General features: G+C 62.1%; 17 protein-coding genes. 2 read left to right on the top strand and 15 right to left on the bottom strand.

From position 1 onward, the window contains the following. Window positions 1-32 precede the first annotated feature (32 nt). The 5 genes from HNR59_RS06595 to HNR59_RS06575 form a co-directional block, all read right to left on the bottom strand. Complete coding sequence (locus tag HNR59_RS06595; protein WP_343060698.1) at window positions 33-347, bottom strand: hypothetical protein; 315 nt, start codon at window positions 345-347, stop codon at window positions 33-35. Continuing rightward, window positions 344-2,638 carry an FdhF/YdeP family oxidoreductase gene (locus HNR59_RS06590; RefSeq protein ID WP_183827602.1) on the bottom strand — a complete coding sequence of 765 codons (2,295 nt, stop codon included), beginning with the start codon at window positions 2,636-2,638 and terminating at the stop codon, window positions 344-346. The genes HNR59_RS06595 and HNR59_RS06590 overlap by 4 nt, the downstream gene beginning before the upstream one ends. Before the next feature lie 164 nt (window positions 2,639-2,802). After that, window positions 2,803-3,096 carry a DUF6522 family protein gene (locus HNR59_RS06585; protein ID WP_183827598.1) on the bottom strand — a complete coding sequence of 98 codons (294 nt, stop codon included), beginning with the start codon at window positions 3,094-3,096 and terminating at the stop codon, window positions 2,803-2,805. Then, window positions 3,093-4,334 carry an NnrS family protein gene (locus tag HNR59_RS06580; protein ID WP_183827595.1) on the bottom strand — a complete coding sequence of 414 codons (1,242 nt, stop codon included), beginning with the start codon at window positions 4,332-4,334 and terminating at the stop codon, window positions 3,093-3,095. The genes HNR59_RS06585 and HNR59_RS06580 overlap by 4 nt, the downstream gene beginning before the upstream one ends. Continuing rightward, entirely contained in the window at window positions 4,331-4,798 is a 468-nt protein-coding gene (locus tag HNR59_RS06575) for a group III truncated hemoglobin (RefSeq protein ID WP_183827592.1), read from the bottom strand. The genes HNR59_RS06580 and HNR59_RS06575 overlap by 4 nt, the downstream gene beginning before the upstream one ends. 399 nt (window positions 4,799-5,197) lie before the next feature. On the opposite strand from HNR59_RS06575, the gene HNR59_RS06570 reads away from it, so the two are divergent. Further along, entirely contained in the window at window positions 5,198-6,307 is a 1,110-nt protein-coding gene (locus HNR59_RS06570; protein ID WP_183827589.1) for a TRAP transporter substrate-binding protein, read from the top strand. Window positions 6,308-6,832: 525 nt separating this feature from the next. Beyond that, the gene (locus tag HNR59_RS06565) at window positions 6,833-7,843 is read left to right on the top strand and encodes an NAD(P)H-dependent flavin oxidoreductase (RefSeq protein WP_210307224.1); all 1,011 of its coding nucleotides are present in this window, start codon (window positions 6,833-6,835) and stop codon (window positions 7,841-7,843) included. Window positions 7,844-8,129: 286 nt separating this feature from the next. Here the strand turns inward: HNR59_RS06565 and HNR59_RS06560 are convergent, their stop codons facing one another. The 10 genes from HNR59_RS06560 to HNR59_RS06520 all read right to left on the bottom strand — a co-directional run bounded on the left by HNR59_RS06560 (window position 8,130) and on the right by HNR59_RS06520 (window position 20,147). After that, complete coding sequence (locus HNR59_RS06560) at window positions 8,130-9,200, bottom strand: acyl-CoA dehydrogenase family protein (protein ID WP_183827586.1); 1,071 nt, start codon at window positions 9,198-9,200, stop codon at window positions 8,130-8,132. Window positions 9,201-9,203: 3 nt separating this feature from the next. After that, on the bottom strand, window positions 9,204-10,391 hold the full coding sequence (locus HNR59_RS06555) for an acyl-CoA dehydrogenase family protein (protein WP_183827582.1): 1,188 nt from the start codon (window positions 10,389-10,391) through the stop codon (window positions 9,204-9,206). Then, the gene (locus HNR59_RS20890; RefSeq protein ID WP_281379399.1) at window positions 10,392-10,520 is read right to left on the bottom strand and encodes a hypothetical protein; all 129 of its coding nucleotides are present in this window, start codon (window positions 10,518-10,520) and stop codon (window positions 10,392-10,394) included. A gap of 3 nt (window positions 10,521-10,523) precedes the next feature. Next, the gene (locus HNR59_RS06550) at window positions 10,524-11,297 is read right to left on the bottom strand and encodes an SDR family NAD(P)-dependent oxidoreductase (protein ID WP_183827579.1); all 774 of its coding nucleotides are present in this window, start codon (window positions 11,295-11,297) and stop codon (window positions 10,524-10,526) included. A 696-nt stretch (window positions 11,298-11,993) separates the two neighbouring features. Continuing rightward, complete coding sequence (locus HNR59_RS06545) at window positions 11,994-12,689, bottom strand: TetR/AcrR family transcriptional regulator (RefSeq protein ID WP_183827576.1); 696 nt, start codon at window positions 12,687-12,689, stop codon at window positions 11,994-11,996. A 227-nt stretch (window positions 12,690-12,916) separates the two neighbouring features. Further along, window positions 12,917-13,360: a PaaI family thioesterase gene (locus tag HNR59_RS06540; RefSeq protein WP_210307223.1), complete on the bottom strand. Its 444-nt coding sequence runs from the start codon at window positions 13,358-13,360 to the stop codon at window positions 12,917-12,919. After that, the gene (locus HNR59_RS06535; protein WP_183827573.1) at window positions 13,353-14,021 is read right to left on the bottom strand and encodes a histidine phosphatase family protein; all 669 of its coding nucleotides are present in this window, start codon (window positions 14,019-14,021) and stop codon (window positions 13,353-13,355) included. The genes HNR59_RS06540 and HNR59_RS06535 overlap by 8 nt, the downstream gene beginning before the upstream one ends. Before the next feature lie 621 nt (window positions 14,022-14,642). Further along, on the bottom strand, window positions 14,643-16,355 hold the full coding sequence (locus HNR59_RS06530; RefSeq protein WP_183827570.1) for a TRAP transporter large permease: 1,713 nt from the start codon (window positions 16,353-16,355) through the stop codon (window positions 14,643-14,645). Further along, the gene (locus HNR59_RS06525) at window positions 16,352-16,936 is read right to left on the bottom strand and encodes a TRAP transporter small permease subunit (RefSeq protein WP_183827565.1); all 585 of its coding nucleotides are present in this window, start codon (window positions 16,934-16,936) and stop codon (window positions 16,352-16,354) included. The genes HNR59_RS06530 and HNR59_RS06525 overlap by 4 nt, the downstream gene beginning before the upstream one ends. 175 nt (window positions 16,937-17,111) lie before the next feature. Beyond that, window positions 17,112-20,147 carry an aminotransferase class III-fold pyridoxal phosphate-dependent enzyme gene (locus HNR59_RS06520; protein WP_210307222.1) on the bottom strand — a complete coding sequence of 1,012 codons (3,036 nt, stop codon included), beginning with the start codon at window positions 20,145-20,147 and terminating at the stop codon, window positions 17,112-17,114. Window positions 20,148-20,179 lie beyond the last annotated feature (32 nt).

Genomic DNA, 20,179 nt, shown 5'->3' with positions numbered 1-20,179 from the left:
CGTTACGGAGGGTTTACGTTGCGGAAAACCGCTCAGTCATGCGGTGTGTCGAGCGCCGCAAGCAGGCGCGCAGCGCCGGCGCCGGGCTCGTAGAAGGTTCGCATCGTACGGGAATCGCGCTTCGTGACGCTGAGCAGTTCACCGGTTTCTTCGAGCGCCGTGATCTCGCGCAGCACCAGCGCATGCTCAATGTCGAGCAGACGCGAAAAGCTGCGGCTGTCGCGGGCTATGCCGAGATGATGTGCGGCCAGAAGCCCCGCCTGCAGGGGGCTGAGGCGCGATTCCAGCCGCATCAGCCGTTCGGTGGTATCGACGAAGGCTTCGGCGTCCGGCTCCGTGCGCGTCACGCCGCCTCTGGAGGACGGAACGTCACCATGACGGATTTCGAGGTCGGCGTATCGCTTTCCTCGCCGGCGCTGCCCAGCGGCACCAGAACGTTGAGCTCGGGATAGTAGCCGGCGATGCTGCCGCGCGGAATGTCGTAGGGCACGAAGCGGAAGCTCGGCGCCACGCGCTCGATGCCGTCGTCATGCACGCCGACCACGTCGACCCGGTCGCCCGCCTCCGCACCCATCTCACTCAGATCCTGCGGGTTGATGAAGATCACCTGGCGCTCGCCATAGACGCCGCGATAGCGGTCGTCGAGCCCGTAAACGGTGGTGTTGTATTGGTCGTGCGAGCGGAATGTCTGCAAGGCGAAGCGATTGTTTTCACGCCGCGCCCGCTGATGCACGGTCTCCAGCGGCAGCGGCCCGGCGGAGAAGGTGGCCTTGCCGGCCGGCGTGTTCCATTCCCGATGGGCGGCACTGTTGCGCAGATGGAAGCCGCGCGGCTTGCGCAGGCGCTTGTTGTAGTCCTCGAAGCCCGGAATGGTGGCGGCGATATGGTCGCGGATGCGGTCATAGTCCTCAGCCAGCGCCATCCAGTCCACCTTGGCGGAACCGACGGTGGCGGCTGCAATGCCGGCGATGATCGCCACTTCGGAGCGCAGATGGCGCGAAGCGGGGCGGTTGATGCCGCCCGAGCCATGCACCATGCTCATGGAATCCTCGACGCTGACGAGCTGGGACTGTCCCTGCGCGTTGAGGTCCATCTCGGTGCGGCCGAGGCAGGGCAGGATGAAGCTGACCTCGCCCGGCATGAGATGCGAATGGTTGGGCTTGGTGGCGATGTGGACGGTGAGCTTCTGCTTCGCCAGTGCCTTAGAAACCAGCGCGCTGTCCGGCGTTGCGCGGGCGAAGTTGCCGCCGAGGCCGATGAAGGCCTGCGCCGAGCCGTCGAGCATGGCGCCGATGGCCGCCAGCACATTGTGCCCGTCCTTGCGCGGGGCGGTGAAGCCGAATTCCTTTTCCAGCGCATCGAGGAAGGCCGCCGGCGGCTTCTCGTTGATGCCGACGGTACGGTCGCCCTGCACGTTGGAATGGCCGCGCACCGGGCACAGGCCCGCTCCCGGCCGGCCGACATTGCCGCGCAGGAACATGAAATTGGAAATCTCGCGGATGGTGGCAACCGAGTGCAAATGCTGGGTCACGCCCATGGCCCAGGTGCAGATGACCCGATCGGCGCTCATGTAGACGTCCGCCGCCCGCTCGATCTCGGCGCGCGTCAGGCCGGACTGATCCTCGATCTCGTCCCAGCCGGTGGCCTCGACCGCGCGGCGATAATCCCCGAAGCCCGCGCAATGCTGGGCAAGGAAGGCATGGTCGAGAATGGAAGGCCGACCGGCCGCCACGGCCGCATCCTCGGCTGCCAGAACCACCTTGGCCATGCCGCGCACGGCAGCCATGTCGCCGCCCAGCGCGGGCTGGAAATAGTGACTGGCAATGTCGGTGGAGCCGCCCCGGATCATCTCGATCTTGTCCTGCGGATCGGAGAACCGCTCCAGACCGCGCTCGCGGATCGGGTTGAAGACGACGATGCGCGCGCCGCGCATGGCCGCGCGCCGCAGATCGCCCAGCATGCGCGGGTGGTTGGTGCCGGGGTTCTGGCCGATGACGAAGATGGCGTCGGCCTCCTCGAAATCCTCAAGCAGAACCGTGCCCTTGCCGACGCCGATCGACTGCCTGAGGCCAACGCCGCTCGCCTCGTGGCACATGTTCGAGCAATCGGGGAAATTGTTCGTGCCATACATGCGCACGAAGAGCTGATAGAGATAGGCCGCCTCGTTGCTGGCCCGGCCGGAGGTGTAGAATTCGGCGCGGTCGGGATTGTCCAGCCCGCGCAGGATGGTGCCGATCTCGGCGAAAGCCTGTTCCCAGTCGATCGGCAGGTAGCGGTCGCTGGCCGCGTCGTAGCGCATGGGATGGGTGAGCCTGCCGTTGAGCTCCAGCTCATAGTCCGTCAGCGCGCGCAGCTCCGTCACCGTATGGGCGGCGAAGAATTCCGGCGTGGCACGCTTTTCCGTCGCCTCCCAGGCGACAGCCTTGACGCCGTTCTCGCAGAATTCGAACGATGATCCGTGCTCCGGATCGCCCCACGCACAGCCGGGGCAGTCGAAGCCGTCCGGCTGGTTGGCCTTGAGCATGGTGCGCGCGCCGGTCAGCGGCGAGCCGCTGGCCAGCAGCTTCTTGCCGCAGCTTTTCAGAGCACCCCAGCCGCCGGCGGCAGCCGATTTCTTGCCGATGAATGTCGTAACCATGCCTTATAGATCGTGCATCCGGACGATGCGTCAAGGCGGCTGACCTAATGGTACGATAGGAGTTTTCTATTGAAAATAGGCAGGAGAAACAACCAGCTACAGCAAAAACGATGTTTTTGGCGGCATGATGCGAACGCGCGTCAGCCGCCTGATTGCGCTTACGCTCACGCCGGCCTTCCACTGCGCAGGGGTACGAATTCGAGGTGCTCGTCGGAAATCGCGCCATCCGGGCCGACGATGGCCTGCCATCTTCGATTGCCGCAGCGCACGGTGAGCCGCCATTTGCCTTCGTCTTCGCCCTCGCCGCGCTCGACTGTGCTGGCCACCATGCCGCGCCGCATGAAATCGCGCAGGGTTTCGGCCGGCCAGCCGAAATGTTTCGCCAGCAGATCGGCATCGAGGGTAAATGCGCCGGCTGCGTCTCGCGCCACGAGAGGATGTCGGACAAAGGCGGTCATGCAGGTCTTCCCGGCGGTTGCGAGGGCTGCCTGGGTTTCAGTTTCGGCTGCAGCAACATGCCTCCATAGCGCAGGCAAAAGCCGAAAAAAGCAAGTGCCCACAAGCCGGCCGACAGGTGCAGAAGACCGATCTCGTCCGGCATGAAAGCGGCAATGATGCGCGCCAGCGCGGCAAGGACGATCGCCGCATAGATCAGTCGGGTCGGCACATCCGCCCTGAGGTCACGTCCGGTATGACCGAGCGTCGCGCGGGTCATCACGGCCAGCGTCATGGTGCCGATGGCGCCGACGCCAAAGGCATGAAGCGCCGCAGCGGACGGGACGCCGGCCACGTCGAGCGCGAACAGGCCGGCCATCAGCAGCCCCGCCGGCACGAACAGATAGCCGACATGCAGAATCAGCACCAACGGGTCGCGCAGGGCGCGGTCGCCTGCCCAGCGGGCCAGACGCGCAAGGTTGAGCATAGTGGCCAGACACAGAAGGAGGCCCGGCACCATACCCTCGGAAGCAACAGTCCAGACAAGCAGGGCAATCGCGCTCACCAGCAGCGTGATCTTGTCGAAGCGGTTGAAGGGAACCGGCAGCCGGCCCGGATTCTCACGCACCATCCAGTTGCGGGTGAAACTCGGAATGATGCGTCCCCCGATGATGACGATCAGCATCACGGCAGCGCCGATCGCCAATCTGCGCGCATAATCGCTGGAGCCGCCAAGGCCCGCCTCAACGTGGAACAGCACGTTGGCCAGCAGGAACACGGTGACGGGAACCAGCACCATGAGGTTGCGCCAGTTGCGACCGGCGACGATCTCCTTCGCCGCGGATGCGGCAATGGCGACGAGGAACGCGCAGTCGATGATCGCAGCGGCGATCCAGCCGATCTCGGCGGAGAAGAAGACGGCAAAGCGGCCTGCCAGCCACAGGAGCACCAGCGCCAGCAGCGGCGCGCCCCGCACCGGCAGGCGGCCGGTCCAGTTGGGGATGGCCGTCAGCAGAAAACCTGTGATGATGGCCGCCAGATAGCCGAACATGGTTTCGTGAACATGCCAGTCCACCGGCGTGAAGGTGCTGGAGGTCTCGATGGTGCCGCTGAAGATCGGCAGCCAAGCCAGAACAACCAGACCCGCATAAAGCGCACCGAGCAGGAAGAACGGCCGGAACCCGTAGGAAAGCAGGGCGGGCCACTCGCCTCGGCGACTCTCTCCTACGCCGAGTGGCAGATGCTTCGCGCGGGCCGTCATGACAGTGTGTCCTCAAGGATGGGTCGGATTTTCAGCGAATCCTCCCCATGGTGGAAAGCAATGGCCAGCCGGAAGGAATGCGCGACGCGCATGGCCCTGTCCATGAACAGCGCCGCCACCTCCGGCGGGCACAGCTTGCTAACGGTCGCCCTGAACAGGGTGAGCCAGCGCCGGAAATGCTCTTCGCCCAGCCCCGGCAAGCGCAGATGCGGGGCCAGCGGGCGGCCATCGTAGCGGCCGGTACGCAACAGGGTTGCCGACCAGAAGTCACACATCTTGTCCAGATGATGCGGCCACTCCTCCGCCGCGATTGCGCCCATGAAAATCGGCCCCAGCAATTCGTCCCCGCGGATTTCATCGTAGAATCCGTGAACGACCGCGACGATCATCTTCTCGTCCAGAACCTCGGGCAGCGGCTTGCCATCCACGACGATGGTGCGTTGCGGGGCGGGGCGTCCCTTCATACCGAATTCTCCATGGCCGCTCCTGCGGCTTCACCTGCGGCATCGGCGCCGGTAAGGTTTTCGCACCCGCAAGGCCTGCGGGTGCCCGCACCCGGTCATCCGTCTCACCGCTTTTCTATTAATGGCGCCTGAAGTGGCCGAATACAACAAGTGCAAAGCGTGTGGGACTTTGTGTCTCGCCGGTCATGAGCTTGCTGGAACTTCAGCACAGCAGCCTGTCGGCCATTTCATACTATAGTCGAAGGTCTCATCCTGATCGATCGCCCGACAGCCCTTGGCGCTGGACTCGATATTGACCGCGTGTAATGTCTTGCCGAAAGCTGGCCTGGCAAATCAAATACTTCCTTTCGGAGGTATTCGTTGCAGGCTGGTGCAGCATCAGGAAAGGGAGGAGAATTTATGGATCGCCGTTCATTCATCAGGAAGGCCGGCACGACCGGCGTGGGAGCCGTTGCCGCCGGCGCGGCACTTGCCACCCCGGCTATCGCCCAGAGCAACCCGAAGATCACGTGGCGGCTCGCCTCCTCCTTCCCGAAATCGCTGGAAACCGTCTATGGCGGCGGCGAGGTGATGGCGAAGATGCTGTCGGAAGCGACCGACGGCAATTTCCAGATCCAGGTCTTCGCCGCCGGCGAACTGGTGCCCGGCCTGCAGGCGGCAGACGCTGCCAGCACCGGCACCGTCGAGGTGGCGCACACGGTCGGCTACTATTACTGGGGCAAGGACCCGGCATGGGCGCTCGGTTCCGACGTGCCTTTCTCGCTCAACGCCCGCGGCCGCAATGCCTGGCACTATCATGGCGGCGGCATCGAGCTTTATAATGAATTCCTCGCCAAGCAGAACCTTTTCGGCCTGCCCGGCGGCAATACCGGCACCCAGATGGGCGGCTGGTTCCGCAAGGAAATCAACACGCTCGACGATCTCAAGGGCCTCAAGATGCGCATCGCCGGCTTCGCCGGAGCGGTTGTGGAAAAGCTCGGCGTCGTGCCGCAGCAGCTTGCCGGCGGCGACGTCTACCCTTCGCTCGAAAAAGGCACCATCGATGCCGCCGAATGGGTCGGTCCCTACGATGACGAGAAGCTCGGCTTCCACAAGGTCGCGCCGTACTACTACTATGCCGGCTGGTGGGAAGGTGGCCCGACCGTCCACTTCATGTTCAACAAGGACAAATACGAGGAACTGCCGGCGGCCTACAAGGCGATGCTGCACACCGCCTGCCGCGCGGCCGATGCCGACATGTTGCAGAGATATGATTACCTGAACCCGAAGGCGCTGCGCTCACTGGTCGCCAATGGCGCGCAGCTTCGCCCCTTCAATCAGGAAATCCTTTCGGCCTGCTTCGACGCCGCTAACGAGATTTACACGGAGATGAGCGCCAAGAACGAGGAATTCAGGAAAATCTGGGACTCGATGGCCGCGTTCCGCAAGGATCACTATTTGTGGGCGCAGGTGGCTGAATACAATTTCGACACCTTCATGATGGTGCAGCAGCGCGCCAACAAGCTCTGACGGCAACAAACGCAAACACGAAAAACCCGGAGCCCCGCTCCGGGTTTTTTTGTCTGGCCTCGTGACGCGCCCACAGGCCGAACTGAGAAGTTGGCCAGCCGCGCCGTGCGGCACCGGCAAACGGGTTTGGCCTGCCGCAGAACCGCTCCGCCTCGCCAACCCGTGATCAGAGCGCGTGACCAGCATAGGTTCTCGCTCCGCATAAACCGGGAGGGAGCAATCACTCCGTTCGGGATGCCGGGCGTGTTGTTTTTCTATACAGACAACGGTGATCCATTCGCGGTCATGGGCCTGTGGCCTGCCTTCCTGTGGATGAGGAATTCAGGTTGCTGGACGGGCCCGTCCACATGGCTGCACCATTATGAAACGGAGAAGGAAGTTGTTGCACTTTCAGGCAGGCAGCGACAAAAGCGTATAAGTGCATTCAGTGCTTTATCCGGCAGGACCGGCAAGGCCGGCTGGCGCGATGCTCCTGATCCTCGCCCGTCTGAAATTATCCTGCCACGGCTATGAGGAGTCGGCCGCATGACATCGTTTGAAAACCGCTTCACCCGCATGTTCGGAATCGAACACCCCATCGTTCAGGGGGGCATGCAGTGGGTGGGACGGGCCGAACTTGTTTCCGCCGTTGCCAATGCCGGCGCTCTGGGTTTCATCACGGCCCTCACCCAGCCAACACCAGAAGCGCTGGCACAGGAGATCCGCCGCTGCCGCGACATGACGGATCGTCCTTTTGGCGTCAATCTGACGACACTGCCCACCATCAACCCACCGCCTTATGCAGAGTACCGGGATGCATTGATCTCAGAAAGGATCAGGATCGTCGAAACCGCAGGGAACCGGCCGACCGAGCATCTTGAATCCTTCCGTGCAGCCGGGGTGAAAGTCATCCATAAATGCACATCGGTCAGACATGCGCTTTCAGCTGAGCGCCTTGGCGTTGACGCGATCTCGATTGATGGTTTCGAATGCGCCGGCCATCCGGGCGAAGACGACATTCCCGGCCTGATCCTCATACCCGCCGCAACGCGCAAATTGTCGATCCCGGTTATCGCATCGGGCGGCTTCGCGGACGGCCGGGGGCTCGTCGCGGCGCTGGCGCTGGGTGCCGAAGGCATCAACATGGGCACACGTTTCCTTTGCACGCAGGAGGCCCCCGTTCATGAGGCCGTAAAGGCCCGGATTGTGGAAGCTGACGAACGCGCCACCGACCTGATCTTCCGGACCTTGCGCAACACATCGCGCGTACAGCGCAATGCTGTGAGCACGGAAGTTGTTGAAAAGGAAAAGCAGGGCGCAAGCTTTGAGCAGATCCGGGATCTGGTGTCGGGTCAGCGCGGCAGGAAAGTCTACGAGACCGGAGATCTCGACTATGGCATCTGGTCCGTCGGCATGGTGCAGGGCCTGATTCACGACGTGCCGACGGTCAGAGAGCTTGTCGAGCGTATCATGTCGGAAGCGAGGCAGATCGTGGCAAACAGGCTGCCCGGGCTGCTCGCGACATCTGCACACCCGGTTACAGCCGCCGCTGAATAGCCTTTCAGCCAACGAAAACGGACCGTCGCTCAGCGGTCCGTTTTTTGGTTCAGGTCAAAGGCAGATCAGGTCGGGTGCACCCATTTTTTGGAACGGTATCTCGCCCGCGCGATCACCCGCATGGTGCGTGCAGTGGCCGACTTGTCAGGAACACGCATCCACAAGCTGGTGTTCAGGAAGCGCCGAACCTTCTGCCTTCCTCGCCTCCCCCATAGGCGTCAGCTGCAATGCGCGAGATATTCCGGCGGTGTGGCGTCCGGAATTTGCCTCATCAGGAAAGCTCTACTCACGCAGCGTATGACTGCATGACCTCCTCAAGGCAATCATCCGTGTCGCCCAACTGATGATCGATCATGACAAGACGTTTGGAGTAATGCGAACCGGCATATTCCCAAGTCATGCCGATGCCGCCACTCATCTGGATCGTCTCCTCCGCAACCAGACGCGCAGCCCGGCCGATGAGGTTCTTTGCCATGGCCGCCTTCAGGTCTCCGTCAGGTCCATCCAGAGCATCGGCAGCCGCAATCGTGATCGAACGAGCCTGTTCGATTTCGGTCAGCAGATCGACGGTTCGGTGCTGAAGGGCCTGGAAGCTTCCGATGGCAACGCCGAATTGACGGCGGGTTTTGAGGTAGTCCAGAAGAAGCTCATAGGCAAACTGCATCGCACCAACCGCTTCCGCACACAAGGCCAGCCGCCCGGCTCTGATCACGCTGTTCAGCAGCGCCCCGGCGTCCCTTGCGAGCAACACGGCCGGAGTTCCGTCCAGCAGAACCTCGGCCGCGCCGCCGCCGTCAATCATACCGTAAGGCGTGATGCCAGCTGCACGGGGATCGATCTCGAAGACGGCCGGCTTGCCATCCAGCAGTGCGGCAATGAGGATCCTATCCGCAACCTGCGCGCCATATACCGCGGTCTTGCGACCGGAAAGACTGAAACCGGCCCCGTTTGCGCGCGCACAGGTGGCCATGCCGGCAAGGTCGTAGGGGGCATCAATTTCGGAAATGCCTACAGCATAGCGGATGGAACCATCGACGAGGCCGGTCTGATCCTTACCCACCGCCTCCAAAGCACGGCTGGCAAGAAGGGTCGGCAGAAAAGGTTCGGGACACAGGGCGCGGCCCAGCGCTTCGAACACGACGGAGATATCGAAACCCGTCCCGCCAAAGCCGCCCTGCTCTTCCGGAACCAGAGCCCCCGGAATACCCAGCCCGGCCAACTCCGACCACCGCCCCGCATCGGTGTAAGGCGCGGTATAAGCGACGCGGTTGCGCGTTTCCCAATCATACCGATCGGCAAGGAAGCGGCTGAGCGTTTCAGACAGCATCTGCCGGTCTTCAGTCATATCGAAATTCATGGCCTACAATCCCAGCATCGCTTTGGTCAGGATATTTCGCTGGATCTCGTTCGATCCACCGAAGATCGATGTCTTGCGGTTGTTGAAATAGGTGGCGGCGTTGGCCTCCGAGTTCAGCGGACCGAACATGAGATTTGCTTCGGTTATCGTTCCCGGAAATGGAGCGGCCACCGGCCCGAGCGCGCGGCGGGCCAGATCACGCAGTTCCTGATTGACCTGCGTTCCCTTGATCTTGAGGATGGAAGTTTCCGGTCCGGGATGGCCCTGTTTCTGCGCCTGATACAGCATGCGCAGATTCGTGATCTTCATTGCTTCCAGATCGATTTCCACGCGGGCGATGCGCGCTGCGAACAGCGGGTCCTCTATAAGAGGTTTGCCTTTGCGGATCATCCTGCGTGCAAGTGATTTCACCTCCTCCAGCGCCTGCATCGAGATGCCGACGCCCGCGATATTCGTGCGCTCGTGGCTCAGGAGGAATTTGGCGATAGTCCAGCCCTTGTTTTCCTCCCCGACAAGATTGGAGACGGGCACACGCACATTGTCGAGAAAGACTTCGTTGACCTCATAGCCACCCTCGATCAGACGAATGGGCCGCACCTCAAGCCCCTGCGAGGGGATGTCCATCATGAGAAAGCTGATGCCCTCCTGGGGCTTGCCTTCCTTTTTTGTCCGCACGAGGCAGAAGATTTTGTTGGCGTGCTGCCCAAGGGTCGTCCATGTCTTCTGTCCGTTGACGACATAGTGGTCGCCATCGCGTTCGGCGCGCGTTTTCAAACTCGCAAGATCCGAACCCGCGCCGGGTTCCGAATAGCCTTGCGCCCACCAGTCTTCGCCTGAAAGAATCCGTGGCAGGATGCTGTCCTTCTGTTCCCGCGTGCCGAAGTTCTGGATCACGGGCCCCAGCATGCTCGGGCCAAAGGGCACGATGCGCGGTGCGCAGGCTCGGTTGCATTCCACATCGAAGAGATAGCGTTCCACCGGCGTCCAGCCGGGTCCGCCATATTCTTTCGGCCACGTCGTTCCCAGCCACCCCTTGCGGCCGAGGATTTCATGCCACTCCTGCAGGACAGTGCGCGGCAATTCAGCGCCTGAACGGACGGCCGCGCAAATATGCTCGGGCAGGCTGGCGTTCAGAAAGTCCCGGACTTCCTGCTGAAAGGCCAGTTCCTGTTGCGTAAACCTCAAGTCCATTCAGCTGTCCTTTCCTGCGCGTTGCAGCAAGTCAAAGAAGTCCGCACTCAGGGATTTTGCCAGCGCAAGCGCGCGGCCGATGCCGCCCACCGCGCCTGTACCCACCGCAATCCTGCCGGCGATCTCCATGAATCAGGCCCACATGTTGGTGCCGCCGCACAGCGTCAGCGCCTGCCCCGTCATGAAGCTGCTTTCATCCGATGCAAGGAAAACCGCGACGCCCGCGAAATCCTCCGGCTCGCCAAAGCGGCGAAGCGGAACCTGTGTGCGCGCCCGCTCCCCGGCTTCCGGCGAATCCCAAAGCGCACGGGCGAAATCGGTTTTCACCACACCGGGGCAGATCGCATTGGCCCGAATGCCCTGCGGCCCATACTCCAGCGCAAGATTGCGGACGAGGCCGATCAGCGTCAGCTTCGACATGCCATAAACACCGAGCATCGATGAGGGCTTCAAAGCCCCCACGCTCGCGGTAAAGATCAGCGAACCGCGCTTCTTCTCAGCCATGTCCGGAACGACCATCCGCGTCAGCCACAGATTGGCCTGCACGTTGGTCCTCATGATCTTCTCATAGGCTTCGTCGGGTATTTCCGAGATCGGCCCGTAATGCGGGTTCACACCCGCATTGCCGATGAGAATATCGACTTTTCCGGCGACATCATGCGTTCTGGCAACCAATGCCTTCAGTTCGTCCTCGCGGCCCGCGTTGGCCGCTACTCCATAGGCCCGTCTGGCTCCGCAATGATCGTTGATTTCATCGGCGGCGAGATCAAGCTGGTCCTGCTTTCGGGAAGAAATCACGACCGTTGCGCCCTGTCTGGCAAGGCCGAGCGCCATCTGCTTGCCCATGCCCCGCGATGCGCCCGTCAACAGCGCCACGCGTCCCGTGAGATCGAATAATCCGGTCATGCTCATGGTCCCTCAAAAATGCCGCTGCTGCGCTGCCGGGCAACGGCGGCCTGTCGTGAATTCGAAGCCTCAAAGGCGGCACGCTCCGCGCGTGAGGCAACAGCGTGATGCTCTTCATCCGGGCCGTCGGCGAGACGCAGCCGGACTTTTTTGCCATCTCGCCCCCACCCCGGTGAGACGCTTCTCCGAAGGCAAAAACGAAAACCTGACATTTGTCAGGCTATACCGGCACAAAGGCAGCTGACAAGTGTCATTTTTGGCTTTCGCCTGCTTCGTCGACCGTTGACGACAATGCTGCAATGCGATCAGCGGGTTGCGCAGGGACAACTGAAAGCGCTGAAGAATTGTCAGTCTCATGCCGATCCATCCATGATCACGGAGCGTCCGGGAAGAGGAATGGAAGTGAGACCTGCTCCACGATTGCCGCATGTTGACCGCACGCTAGCGACCCATGGCTGGCCAATCCTCATGGCGCCCAACGGCTTCCGCCGAACGTTCATCGTTCAGGATGTCGGGAATGTGTGAGTGCAGGGTATCGCCAGCATGCCAGCCCCGCCTGTCAGGCTATGGCGGGCGCGCAAAACGCGCCATTCAGGAAGGCGCGGTGATTACAAAACGTTATGGACAGGAGAAGCTGACTGTCGCTTTCTGACCGGATGCGGACCGCGCCTGTTCCCCTCGGGGGTTATCCGGGCGTCACCTGCTCGCCAAATCCGGCTCGACCGGACTTTCGAGAATGCTCACGATCATTGCCGCGGCTCCGCGTGAAACGAGCTGCACGAGAAGCTCGGAGCCGGCTCCCCTCGGATAGAGCCAATCCCGCATCGGCGCGAAAGCGGAAAGAAAGACCGTCAGATTTGCCGCCACCTGCGCCCTTATGTCATCAGCCGCCAGGCCAGCCCGTGCCGCCAGCAGCGCCCCGCTTTCCTCCAGCAGCTTTTCCTCGCGATCGCGCATGGCCGCGCGATCCTCCTTGCGCATATCCGGCACTGAACGATAGATCAGCAGCGTTCCCTTGCGCTTCTTGTCCCATGTCTCGCGAAAATATTCGGCAAGTACATCTTCGAGACTACGGCCTTCTTCCCTCAGCAGGTCAGGCAGCATCGGAACGTCGGTTCTGAACCAGAGCTGGTTCAGAAGCCTGCGCAAGGCATCATTTTTGTTCGCAACATAATCGTAGATGCTGGCATGATTGACGCCCGAGCGCCCGCAAATGTCACGAATGGTGGTGGAAGCGAAACCCTTCTCAAGGAACAGATCAAGGGCTGCCTCGCAAATCTGCTCGCGGCGACGGCGCACCAGATCTTCATTGCGCACGACATCGACAGACGCCTCTGCCAGAACATTGCCCTTCCCACCTTCCGGATCGTCAGGCGGCGCATCTCGGGTCATCTGCAACTCCAGGGCATACGGGATCCGGCATCATTACCGCGCGTTTTGCAGCACCTCAACCCGACGGCCATCCTGCCCCGGCAGAACCCCGCGCGCAAACAGGAAACTGACAAAAGTCAGGACTTTCTCAACCGGGTGAACGGCTCGCCTTGCGGACAAATGTTTTCTTTCGCTTCAGTCTCCGGAGGCGGTTCCGTCAATTGCTATGGCGTCCAGCCGCTTGCCTGCTAGTCGCCAACGCCAGTGTAGCGAAAAACTCCTGTGCCGCTGGCGATCAGTGCTCCGGTGGCATCCGTGATCCGGCCTTCTGCGAAAAAGGTCGACTTCCCGCCCCCTGTCCGCCGCCCTTCCGCAATCAGAACATCGCCCGAGGGACGGGAAACGAAATGCGTCGTCAGCGACAGGGTCATGGCCTTGCGCCGAACCGCAGGATCGCCTGTGTAGCTGCCGCTGTAGCCCATGACCGTATCAAGGAGCACCGCATAAACGCCGCCGTGGGGAATGCCATAACGATTGTTCAGATAGTCCTGCAGAGGCAGTTCGAACACCGCCCGGTCGGCAGACCAGGCCTTCATCACAAAACCCATATGGCGCTGAAAAGGATAGGCTGGCTCTGTCAGCAGCACATCTTCGTCGCCGGAGACCACATCGGGTTGCGTCATTTCATGCATAGGTCATCAGCCTTTCATCTGCCTGGCTTCGCAGATAGGGAACTTCGTTGAAGGCGTGCAGAAACATGCCGTTCGCGGACCCGACCAGCGTCGAGACCGCACAATTGCGCATCTGTAGCTGCAGGGAGATCATCTGCGGTGCGGGCGCATCAAGGACGCTGACGATTATCCGGCTGATTGCGCCGCCACTGCTGACGGCCAGCACACGCCCCTTTTCCGCTATCATTTCATCGCGAGCACGCAGCACCCGCGAGGAAAAGTCGCGCCAGCTTTCAGGAGGATTGTCTATCTCGTCCCTCTGCCAGGCAAGCACGACGTCCCGAAGCGCACGGAAGTAACGGCGGCGATCACCCCGCACATCTGCCGGCAAATCTTCAGAACCGTAGCGCGCGGCAATAAGCTCGCCCGCGTTGAACTCGTTCAGCCCCTCATGAACGATGGCGCTGGAGGGATCGAGGCAAAATCCGGCCGCAAGGCCTTCCAGTGTTTCGCGATGACGACGCTGAGCACCAATATAGATCTTGTCTGGCAGCGCAGTTGCGCGTTCAGCAAGACTTTGCCCGAGCGCAAACGCCTGCTGATGACCAAGCTCTGACAGGACGTCATAGTCGGATTTGCCGAACGAAGCCTGCGCGTGTCGGACCAGCATGATCTCTGGCATGGATTGATCTTCTTTCCCCGAGCTACGTCAGGATTGGCAAGCGATCGTCGTCAAATTCCGCAGCCACCGCCCCCCTTTCCTGACAAATGTAAGGAAGGATTAGCTCCAAATCGGAGAGCAGACAACGGAATTGACATTTCATAAGTGTCATCGATCGACAAACTTTGTCATATCATATTGATAATAATCTATATTTCCAAAACATACCTCGCTGAACGCAGCAAAATCCGGTCGCTTTCCGATCATCGACGCACGCTTTTTTTGAGTGCCTGCCCTCCCTGACATCACCGGAAAGCGAGGACGCCAAATATCGGCCTCCAGCTGCGAGGTCTTCACCTCAAAGGGAGCACCTGTCTTACCGTGCGCCCGAACACACCGGCTGACATTCAAATGGGGAGCAAAGGTCCGAATTGAAAAGTCCTGACAGGCGCAGAAGCACGAAACCGCGCCTCTCAGGAACCGCGAAAAGATGAAAGCGAATGCTTTTGCCACCACAGTGGCATCCGAACCCGGTGCCCGTCAGCAGTCGACGCTCCCCGGCTCCGGATCATCATCCGCAGGACAAGGGTTCACGACCTCACAAATTCAACCCGGCCCGGAAACCGCGGCGCTTTACCTCGCTCAATTGAAGCTTGGTGGCTGGGAAAGGTCGGGAGCCGCGGGTGCAGGTGCTGAAGGTGCACCAGGCGGGGACAGGCCAAACCCATCGCCGCCGAGCGTCGGCAGGTCCGGCATCCGTATCTCGATGGTGCTGGGATCGACCACCTTGCCCTTGTAGTGCATGACCATAGCGGGAACAGCGATGGTAAGCCCGACCATGAAGATCTGGATGCCGACGAACGGCACCGCCCCCCAATAGATCTGCCCCGATGTTACCGGCGCGATCTTCTGGCGCGTGATCTTGTCGATGTAGGACGAGCGCGGCGCGACGGAGCGCAGGAAGAACAGCGCAAAGCCGAAAGGCGGGTGCATGAAGCTGGTCTGCATGTTGACGCCGAGGATGACGCCGAACCAGATCAGGTCGATGCCCAGGCTTTCTGCAGCGGGAGCCAGCAGAGGCACGATGATGAAGGCCAGCTCGAAGAAATCGAGGAAGAAGGCCAGAAAGAACACCAGAAGGCTGACCACGATGAGGAAGCCGAGCTCGCCGCCCGGCAGCGAGGTGAGCAGATGCTCGACCCACACATGCCCGTTCACGCCATAGAAGGTGAGCGAGAAGACGCGGGCGCCGATGAGGATGAACAGCACGAAGGATGACAGCCGCGTGGTCGCGGTGAGCGCCTGCCTGACCAGATCGAGCGAGAGCCTGCCCTTGACGGCCGCCATGACCAGAGCACCAACCGCGCCCATCGCCCCGCCTTCGGTCGGCGTCGCTATACCGAGGAAGATGGTGCCGAGCACCAGGAAGATGAGAGCCAGTGGCGGGATCAGCACGATCACCACCTGCTGCGCCAGCCGCGACATCAGGTTGATGTTGAGCCCCTTGTCGGCGATGGCCACGAGATAGATCACGACGACGCCGACCGTGCCGCCCAGTATGTCGGCATTGGCGCCATGCGTGGGTTCCAGATAGTGATAGGCTGCCCAGCCGATCGCACCGGCAAACAGCAGGGCGGCAAACAGCGAGGTCGCGCCATGGCCGAGGGTGCGCGCTTCGGGCGGCAGTGCCGGCATGGAATTCGGCCGCACGAACGACATCACCAGAACGTAGAGCATGTAGAGGCCCGTCAGCACCAGACCGGGAATGAGCGCGCCCTTGTACATGTCGCCAACGGAGCGGCCGAGCTGGTCGGCCAGCACGATCAGCACCAGCGAAGGCGGGATGATCTGGGCCAGCGTGCCGGACGCCGCGATCACGCCGGAGGCAAGCCGGCGATCATAGCCGTAGCGCAGCATGATCGGCAGCGAGATCAGGCCCATGGCAATGACCGATGCGGCCACCACGCCGGTGGTCGCCGCCAGCAGCGCGCCGACCAGAATGACGGCGTAGGCCAGACCGCCCCGGATCGGCCCGAAGAGCTGGCCAATCGTGTCGAGCAGGTCCTCGGCCATGCCGGAACGTTCCAGCACGATGCCCATGAAGGTGAAGAACGGTATGGCCAGAAGCGTCTCATTGGCCATGACGCCGCCATAGAAGCGGTCCGGCAGGGCCGTGAGCAATGGCCAGGACAGGTTGATCGACCCTCCCGACAGTGGCGCCAGCTCGACGCCGATGAAGAAGAACAGCAGTCCGTTCGCGGCGAGAGCAAAGGCGACGGGATAGCCGAACAGCAAGAACACGATCAGCGACAGGAACATGATCGGCGCCATGTTCTGGGCAATGAATTCGATCATGAGCGAACCTCGTCAGCCAGTGCTTTGGCGTCGAGCTCGGCCTGTTCATGTGCGGATATGAAGGGGTTGGGATCTTCCATCCGGCCGCGCATGACGGCGATCTTCTTGATGATCTCCGATATCCCCTGGAACGTCAGCAGGACGAAACCTGCCAGAAGCAGCGCCTTGGCAGGCCAGATGATGAGCCCGCTGGCGTTGGTCGACATCTCGCCGCTGCGCACCGACCGCAGCGTGTAAGGCACAAGATAATAGACCATCAGCAGGCAGAACGGCATCAGGAAGAACAGATGGCCGATCAGGTCGATCCAGTGTTGCACGCGGCGCGACCACAGGCCGTAGACGATGTCGATGCGGATATGCTCGTTCTGCTTGAGCGTGTAGGCGGCGGCCAGAAGGAAGACCGCGCCGAACAGATACCATTGCAGCTCAAGCCAGGCGTTCGAAGACATGTTGAACGTCTTGCGCACCACGGCATTGACGGAACTGACGAGAATGGAGGCGAGGATCAGCCAGGAGACCCATTTGCCGATGAATTCGTTGACGCGGTCGATAGCCCGGGACAGAGCGAGAAGCCCTTCCATGCAGTCCTCCCTGATGCGCACGCGCGTTGTCTCCCCCGGATACTGAGCGCGGCCTGAGGCAGAAACCTATGACTTGCACGGCAGTAACGGTCAACAGCAGGCACGCAAGGGTCTTCGCGTTACTCACCGGAACACGCAACGTCATGCGACGAAAGTCGCATGACGTTGCCGATTTTCAGGGCCTTGTGGCGCGCAGAACCGCCCCCGCCTCCCTCAGGCACAGATCCAGCCTGTCGAGCAGCATGTCGATGTCGTCCGCTCCGATGGTCAGCGGCGGCCGGATCTTGAGAATGTTGTCGGCCGGACCTTCGCGGCCGACAAGGATGCGCATGTCGCGCAGGCGGTTCATCACATAGTAAGCGAGGTCGGTGCCGGGCGCACGACGCTCCCGGTCGGTGACCAGATCGAGGCCGGTGAACAGGCCGATGCCGCGCACGTCGCCGACGATCTCGTGCCGCCCGCCCAGCTCCCGCATGCCGGAAAGCAGGCGATTCCCCATCAGCCGTGCATTCTCCTGCAAGCCTTCGTCCTCGACGATGTCGAGCACTTCGGACGCGATGCGGCACGACAGGTTGGAACCGCCGAATGTGGAGAAATATTCCGGCCCTTCGGCAAAGCGGGCGGCGATCTCGCGCGTGGTGATCACCGCCCCCACCGGATGGCCGTTGCCCAGCGGCTTGCCGAGAACCACGATGTCTGGCCGCACCTTCTGCTGCTCGAAACCGAAATAATAGTCGCCCAGACGGCCAAGCCCGGTCTGCACCTCGTCGGCGATGCAGATGCCGCCCGCTGCCCGGATGCGCCGATAAATTTCCGCCAGATAGCCTTCAGGCGGAATGATCTGGCCGCCGACGCTGGGAAAGGTTTCGGCTATGAAACCAGCCAGCCTGCCGCCGTTGCGGCCGATTTCGGCCAGCGCCTCGTCCACCTGCGCGGCATAGCGTGCGGCCCGGTCCGGATCATCGCGGCGGAAACGGCCGCGATAGTCATCCGCCACATCGACAAGGCGCACCCATGGCCGCCTGCCGTGCATGCCCGGCTTGTTGAACTTGTAGGCGGAAATGTCGATCGCGCCGGTGGTGTTGCCGTGATAGCCATGGTCGGGCGTCACCATGTCGTAGCCGCCGCTGGCGGCGCGGGCCAGCCGCAGCGCCAGCTCATTGGCCTCCGAGCCGGAATTCACGAAAAAGCAGATCTCCAGTTCCTTCGGCAGCCGTGCCGTCAGGCGCTCGGCCAGCGCCGTCTGGGCGGGATGCAGATAACGGGTGTTGGAGTTCATGCGCGCAAGCTGGTCGCAGGCCACAGCGCGGATGCGCGGATGCGCGTGGCCGACATGCGGCACATTGTTGTAGGCGTCGAGATAGGGCCTGCCCCACTGGTCGAAAAGGTGGTGACGCCAGCCGCGCAGCAGCGTGACCGGCTGGCGATAGCTCAGCTTCAGATTGCTGCCGAACCGTGCCTTGCGCTCGGCCAGAAGCGCATCCGTGTCGATCACCGTGCAGGCCACGCGGTCGTCGGGCAGGTTCAGCAGGGCGGCCGGGTTCGGGCAGATCGCCTGCCACAGCGTCCAGTCGTCCGGATCGGCCACGCCCGGCCAGTCATGGCCCATGCCGTCCAGCGTCAGCGCAAGCTGGAAGTGCAGATGGGGCTCCCAGCCGCCATTGCCCTCCGGCGCGCCGAGCGCGGCGAAGGCAGCCCCGGCCGCAATCTCGTCACCAACCCTGAGGCTTTCGCATATGGCAGGATCGAGATGGCCATAGAGCGCATAAAAGATGTCGCCCTCGTCCGTGCGGTGTTCGAGGATGGCAACCCCGCCATAATCGAGCGGGCTGGCGCGATATTCCACCATCGCCACCCTGCCGGCCAGCGGCGCATGCACGGCCTGTCCGGCCGGTGCGAAAATATCGACCGCCATATGGATGGTGCGCCGGTTCGACGCCTTCCATGGCCCCTTGCGGAAGGCATGGTCGGTGTAGATCAGGCGCGGTTCGGCGTAGCGGCCAAGGCGGATGCGATCATCCGCATGGCCGGTCAGGCAGCGCGCTTCATCGGGGCGGAGGCTGAACGGGTTTTCCGGAACAATGACGTCCTCGACGGAAAGGCTCGCAACCTCCGCCTCATCGAGGCCTGTTCCCATGACCGGCGCGAAGCTGCCGCGTCGTGCATCGAGCCACGCCATGACCCGTTCGCTGCCTTCCGTCACCGGCAGGCCGCATGCGGCGCGCAATCGCGCTCCCATCAGGGAACCGTCAATCGCAGCATTTTCCAGCAACCGCCACGCCGGAGCCTGTGAAATCGTGACATAAGGATCGTCCGGCTTGCTGGCCGATTCGATAGCCGAGTTGACGACGCTGACGGCCAGCCGCATGCGCAGCAGCGGCCAGATCAGGTCGATCTCGCCGGCGGCAAGCGGCACAACGCCATGATAACCGGTGACAAGGGCTGCAAGCGCCTCTTCCGGCTTTTCGTGATCGAGGATGGCGTAGGCACCGGCAATGGCGAGCCCGCAGACACGAGGTGCCACGGTCATGTCGCCGAAATCAATCAGCCCGCTGATCTTCGACGGCTCCGTCAGGCCCGGTTCGATGAGGATGTTGTAATCGTTGAGATCGTTGTGCAGGGGCTGCACGGGCAGCGCCGCGAGCCGGGGAAACACGCGCTCGTAATCGGCCAGAATGGCCTCCACCAGCGCCCGGCGCGGACCGTCGCCCAGCACATCCGGATGGGACGCGATCCATCCGGCTTTCATCAGATCCCACTTCGCCGCTTCCTGCGCGGGCCCAAGCGCGAACCCCGCAAGCGCGCGGTCCAGCCGCGCCGTCATTTTACCGAGTTGCGACAGCAGAATTGGGCTTTGCGGCCCCAGTTCGCCCATGGCGATGCCGGGCAGCGCGCGCTGCACCCAGACCAGCCTCGGCTGTCCCCGCTCATCCTCCACCATCTGCCAGAGCCGGCCATCCGGGAACGGCAGAATCTGCGGCAAGGGCAGACCGGGATCGGCGGTACGGGCAAATGCGATGGCCGCGCACTGGCGCTCCACCAATGACGCATCCGCCTGCGGGCGCATCGCCTTCACGATAATGTCGCCATCAGCGGTGGGGCCACGAAAATTGAGATCGTGCTCTCCGCCGAGCCGTCTCAACGGCCCCGTAAGCGCGAACTGCCCCGTCGCGCCGGGAAGCCACTCCTGCCCCATAGCCTGATCGTTCATAAGCCGTCTCCTGAACCTGCTGACCGGGTGGT

The sequence above is a fragment of the Aquamicrobium lusatiense genome (assembly GCF_014201615.1).
GTDB lineage: Bacteria > Pseudomonadota > Alphaproteobacteria > Rhizobiales > Rhizobiaceae > Mesorhizobium > Mesorhizobium lusatiense.
This window is presented reverse-complemented; position numbering and strand designations above follow the sequence as displayed.